This is a genomic window from Bacteroidia bacterium (assembly GCA_025056095.1).
Taxonomy (GTDB): Bacteria; Bacteroidota; Bacteroidia; order JANWVE01; family JANWVE01; genus JANWVE01.
Map to the genome: position 1 here is coordinate 1 of JANWVW010000181.1, position 5,571 is coordinate 5,571.

The following is a 5,571-nucleotide window of genomic DNA, read 5'->3' on the forward strand; positions in this document are numbered from 1 at the left end:
AGTTTGGTTTTGGCCTTTGAGCCGCGCGCCCCACCCCCCCCCCCCCCGCGCCGGCCCGCCCCCCCCGACCCTTGCGTCAGCAAGGGGCACGCCCAAAAAAATTAAATTCTTTACAAAAACTTTCTAATCGTATTTTTGCACCACTTATCTGCTTTTGACAAAAATATTGAACACTTTCTTTGCAGGTTCAGATAAAGTAACTATTTTTGGAACGTTAATACCAAGCAGTATGGAAATTTCACAAGTATCTGAATTTGGAAAAATTTTGATTTTTATCATTGGCGGAATTGTATTTGTGGCCGCAGGCATGCTTACAGCCAGCTTAATTGCCCCTAAACGACCTAACCCTGAAAAGCTTACTTCTTATGAGTGCGGAGAGGAAGCCGTAGGCAGCTCTTGGGTACAGTTCAATATGCGATTTTATGTAGTTGCCCTTATTTTCATCATTTTTGATGTAGAGATACTTTTTATAGTACCTTGGGCGGTCATATTTAGTAATAAAGACTTGGTTGCAAACGTACCTAATTGGACGCCCATAGTAGTAGGCGAAATGTTTTTCTTCATAAGCGTACTCTTTTTGGGCTTAGTCTATGCTTGGGTAAAAGGGGATTTATCTTGGGTAAAACCTCAAATTTTAGAACCCGAAGTGGATGTCAAAATTCCACGCTCTGTATATGACAAAATCAATCAAAAAACCTATAAGCCCCAACCTTTCACGCCACCTGTAAGAAAAACACCTGTGGTAGAAACCGTTTCAGAAACAGTAAGTACGCCCACAGATACTCCACAAACCAACACTGAGCCTTCATCTAATGACAATGCTACTACTACCACAACCAAAGCACCCATACGCCGCAAACCAATTATCAAAAAAGAAGGTGAATAATCTAAACCAAAAAAATTGTATCTTTGCTATGAGCAATGTCAATGGTTGATTATGAAACTATCCGCCGTTATTTGTTGTGGGTTTGCGTTTCTGCGTGCGTTTGTTAGTTACAGCCAAAATGCACTTTCCTATTTTGAAGAACGCATAGGAACACCTAACGCCTACGAGGATGGTATAGCTTACTACATAAATAACCAAGTGCAAGTAAAAGTAGTAAGCTTGCAGAATCATTTAAGTCAAACAAACTTTTACATTCGCCAAGCACAGAATGACTACAAATTAACGGCTACTCCGTTGTTGAAGGAAGCACCAAAAGATAACTACATGATTGTTCCCCTTATTCAAGCTACGTATTTACGCATAGAAAACGAAAATAAAGTAAAGTCCGTTGTATTACCTGAAAATGTTTTGTATCATACAGTTTGTGCAACTGAAAAACACATATTTGTAGTGGGCGATAAAGATAAAAACGCTCATTTTGTTACATTGGATAAAGAAGGAAATATTTTGTACGAATACACTTTTAACTATCCGCATCCCAATCAAATAAAATGTATAGCTGAAGATGAAGCAGGCAACCTTTACCTTGCGGGATACATGGAAGGCGCATTAGACGATACTTTCAATGCATGGTTAGTCAAGCTTTCTTCGCAAAAGGAGATATTGTGGAGTAGATTGTACGGTACTTCGCAAGGTACAGATGAATTTTATCACGTAGAACTTACTCCAAACGGATTACTATGTTCAGGATTGACCTATCAGAATAACAATTTTGATGCGTATGTACTTCATACTGATAGGGAAGGTAAGCTGTTCAGTGTTGCAGACTTTCATAATTGCTCATACCTTCATAAAAAAGTTTTGTTGAATGCTCCTGTAAAAAAGTAATACACGAAAAAGTAAGGTTTTGGACAGGCAAAAAGTAGTTTTTCGTGTAGTATGTTTTTTATATTCACAACTTTTTCTGGGCGTACCCCTTGCTAACGCAAGGGTCGGGGTATTTTGCACATAGCCCGCAGCACACTGCTCCTATGGGCATGAGCGCAAGCGAGGGCGCACAAGGATACGCCCAAAAAGAAAATCCTTTCTTTCTATAAAAAAGCAATCGATACTCTGCCGAACTGACTTTTATTCACTATTTTTGTCTTATGTGCGGTATTTTTGGAATAGTAAGTAACACAACACTCTCCGAAGACTTCATACAAAAATGCACTGATACCTTAAAACACAGAGGTCCTGACAATGGAAATATTTTCATTGCTCAACATAAAAAATTAGGTTTGGGACATAGGCGGCTAAGCATCATTGACCTTTCTGAACACGCTCATCAGCCGTTTTTTTCGCAGTGTGGTCGCTACGTGATAGTCTATAACGGTGAAATTTACAACTACCAGCAACTTGCTAAAAGCCTCTCTAAAACCTTAAAAACGCACAGTGATACCGAAGTCCTTTTAGAAGGTTTTGTGCAGTATGGTGTAGATTTTATCAGCAAACTTAATGGTATGTTTGCTTTTGCGATTTACGATATTTTTCAAGATACGCTCTTAATAGCCCGAGATAGAGTAGGTATAAAACCACTTTTTTACTATTGGGATAACAATGAACTCATCTTTGCTTCTGAACTCAAAGCTATTCAAGCTGCAAAACCAGACTTGAAAATTCAAAGTGAGGTTTTACCTTATTTTTTGCATTTGGGATATATTCCACATCCTTACACTATCTACCAAAATGTATTCAAATTTGACACAGGACACTATGCAGTGTTTCACAATCGTACCCTTAGCTTTTATCCTTTCTGGAAACTTGAACAAGAAATTTCTGATAAATTGATTACTAACGAACAAGATGCCATTAACCGATTAGAAATCCTTTTAGACCGTGCTGTACAATTGCAATTGATAAGTGATGTGCCTTTAGGCGTATTTTTAAGCGGAGGTATAGACTCTTCCACCGTAGCTGCGTTTGCTGCAAAACACAGCCAAAAACCTGTAAAAACGTTTTCCATTGCTTTTGAAGAAGATGCCTTCAACGAAAGCAAGTACGCCGAAGCCGTAGCTAAACACATTCATGCTGAACACTACACATTGACCTTTACCAAAAAAGATATTTTTGAGCTTTTCGAACGCTACCATACTGCATACGATGAGCCTTGTGCAGATTCTTCACTTTTACCTACTATGATGGTGTCAAAATTAGCTAAGCAATATGTTACTGTGGCACTATCAGGGGATGGAGGAGATGAATTATTTTTAGGCTATGGCGCTTATCAATGGACAAGAAGACTACAAAAACCATGGATGCGGCTGATGCGGCGCCTTCTATCCCAAGGGGCAAAATTGGGTAAAGATAGATACAAACGTATTGGTAGATTGTTAAACTATCCTAAAAAGCAACACATTAAGAGTCATATTTTTTCACAAGAGCATTACTTTTTTTCAGAAGCAGAATTGAAAAAACTATTAGTTTATCCTGTTTTTGAATTCTCGTCCATCAATCAGGACATTACTACAACTAACCGAAAAATTAACTCCATTGAGCAGCAATCTTTATTTGACTTTCAGTACTACCTACGCGATGACCTATTAGTCAAAATTGACCGTGCTTCTATGCAGTTTTCACTAGAAACCCGCGTACCTCTTTTAGATAATAGCATCATTCACTTTGCTTACAACATCCCTACGGACTTAAAGAAAAAAGGAAAAGAAAGCAAATACATTTTACGGCAGGTATTGTACAAATACGTACCTAAGTCCATTTTTGACCGCCCTAAGTGGGGCTTTGCAGTGCCAATCAGAGAGTGGCTTAGTACAGACCTCAAAATATGGATAGATATGTATCTATCCAAACAAGTCATTGAAAAGCACGGAATTATTAAGTACGATACTGCGCAGTATTGGGTAAAACGCTTTCTCAAAGGAGAAAAAAGTATATTCAACAAAGTATGGGTAATGATAGTGCTGCATCAATGGCTGGAAAGATAAGTGCTAATAACGCTTTCTATATCTGGAATAGTAATCTGCTCGTCATTGACCTGCTTTTTAATTCCATCTATGTCCCAGTAGCCTAACTCTTGAATGGCTGCTTTAATCTTAGCTTTTTTAACTACTGATACAGAATGCTGACAAGCATACGAAATGTTTTTTCGTATACTTTTAAGCGAATTGATGTTGCTATTCAGTTTATGCGCAGCACAGTAAGCTATTATAGTGTCTAATAACTCATCTCCATATAACTCAATTTTTTTGCTGCCTAAACCTTTTATCCATATCAAATCCTCTTTATTTTGAGGGAGATAAGTAGCTAATTCGTCTATCGTGTCATCGCTAAAAACTTGGTGTAAGAGCAAATTGTCCCTTTTAGCAATACTCAAACGTTGCTGTATTAATTTCTGTTTGAGTGCTGAATTCAAATTCACACTCAAACTAACCTGCGATTGACATCTATCACATTTTTGGCAAGGTTCTGTGATAGGCATTTGCCAATATTTTTGTAAGAATTGCTTTCTACATGTTTGAGTATTTATCCAAGCTAAGACTTGCTCAAAACGGCTGATAGAAATATGCTGTGCTGCTTTTGGCAATTTTTTATGCTGTATGGCTTCTTTTTTATGCTGTGCTTGCTTAGCCGAGTAAACTACATACACACTCTTTGCTTGTGTTACTTGTTGGATAGTGTACAAATCTTCTAAACATTGAGGTAAGTGATTGAGAATTACAAAGTCTGCTTTCATACTTTCAGGCAAGGTTTGCACAACTTGTACATTTTGGGCCAGCGTAAAATCAAGCTCAAAATTAGGTGAAAAGATGAGTCCCTTTTCTAAGGGGTGTTTATCAATGCAATTCTCAATTTTAGCTTGCAGAGGTTGGGCATCTTCCAGTTCAATTACAGAAAAAGTAACGTTGTCAGCAAGAGTATTGAGCAAAAGTAAAATAGGTTCATACAAGCTAAGTGAAGAAATAATTTCTTTTTGTAGAGATTCTGTAAGTACAGGAGTAACTGCTATGATAGGAACATGAGTTAGATATTTTTTTAACTTGCTTAGTTGTAAGTAGTTTTCCTGAAAGCATCCCCAAAATGAAAGGTATTCCGCATGATGAATAGCAATTTGCTGAAGTTGATAGCTTTTGAGGTATTCTAAGAACTTATTTCCTTTTTGAAAAAAGCGGTCTATTGAAGTTACTACTATTTTAGCGATATTGTTTTGGATATTTTCAATAGCTTTCTTTTGGGCTTGGATTTCATCTTGGATGCTCAAAAAAACAAATTCTTTTAGTGTGCCAAACTCTTTATAGAGAATAGGTAAAAACTTTTCTTCTTCAAAGACCAAAGTAAAGCCCGTATCCGTAAGGCTGTATAGAAAATAGCTGTACAAAAGTTCTGGGGCGTGGTCATAAGTGAGAATGATATCAGTTTTTTGGGTGTAATATTGGGCAAGTTTTATCCACAGGTTAATTTCAGGTAAGTTAGGAAAGTAGCGTAAAAGCAATGTTTTTTCATCTATCATATAAGCAAAAATATAAAAAAAGTAGCTTAATATGACAATTTGAAAAAGCTTTTTTGAATGATTATTTTTTTGGGCGTGTCCTTGCCCACACTTCGCTTGCGCTGGTGTGGGCAAGGTCGGCGTGCTTCGGGCTACGCTTTCGCTTCGGTGCTTCGCTGCGCTACGCACTGGGCTAACGCCC

General features: G+C 37.8%; 4 protein-coding genes. 3 read left to right on the forward strand and 1 reads right to left on the reverse strand.

Annotated elements, in window-relative coordinates; genetic code table 11:
• Positions 1-154: 154 nt before the first annotated feature.
• The 3 genes from ndhC (at position 155) to asnB (ending at position 3,867) form a co-directional block, all read left to right on the forward strand.
• Positions 155-886, forward strand: a complete 732-nt coding sequence (ndhC, locus tag NZ519_11260; protein MCS7029330.1) for an NADH-quinone oxidoreductase subunit A — start codon at positions 155-157, stop codon at positions 884-886.
• Between the two features lie 51 nt (positions 887-937).
• The gene (locus NZ519_11265) at positions 938-1,774 is read left to right on the forward strand and encodes a hypothetical protein (protein ID MCS7029331.1); all 837 of its coding nucleotides are present in this window, start codon (positions 938-940) and stop codon (positions 1,772-1,774) included.
• Positions 1,775-2,034: 260 nt separating this feature from the next.
• Positions 2,035-3,867: an asparagine synthase (glutamine-hydrolyzing) gene (asnB, locus tag NZ519_11270; GenBank protein MCS7029332.1), complete on the forward strand. Its 1,833-nt coding sequence runs from the start codon at positions 2,035-2,037 to the stop codon at positions 3,865-3,867.
• On the opposite strand, the gene NZ519_11275 is transcribed toward asnB, so the two are convergent.
• Positions 3,849-5,390, reverse strand: a complete 1,542-nt coding sequence (locus NZ519_11275; protein ID MCS7029333.1) for an HRDC domain-containing protein — start codon at positions 5,388-5,390, stop codon at positions 3,849-3,851. The genes asnB and NZ519_11275 overlap by 19 nt on opposite strands.
• Positions 5,391-5,571 lie beyond the last annotated feature (181 nt).

Coding starts and splice junctions, on each gene's coding strand:
- NZ519_11265 (MCS7029331.1), top strand. CDS start 938: ATGAAACTATCCGCCGTTATTTGTTGTGGGTTTGCGTTTCTGCGTGCG.
- asnB (MCS7029332.1), top strand. CDS start 2,035: ATGTGCGGTATTTTTGGAATAGTAAGTAACACAACACTCTCCGAAGAC.
- NZ519_11275 (MCS7029333.1), bottom strand. CDS start 5,390: ATGATAGATGAAAAAACATTGCTTTTACGCTACTTTCCTAACTTACCT.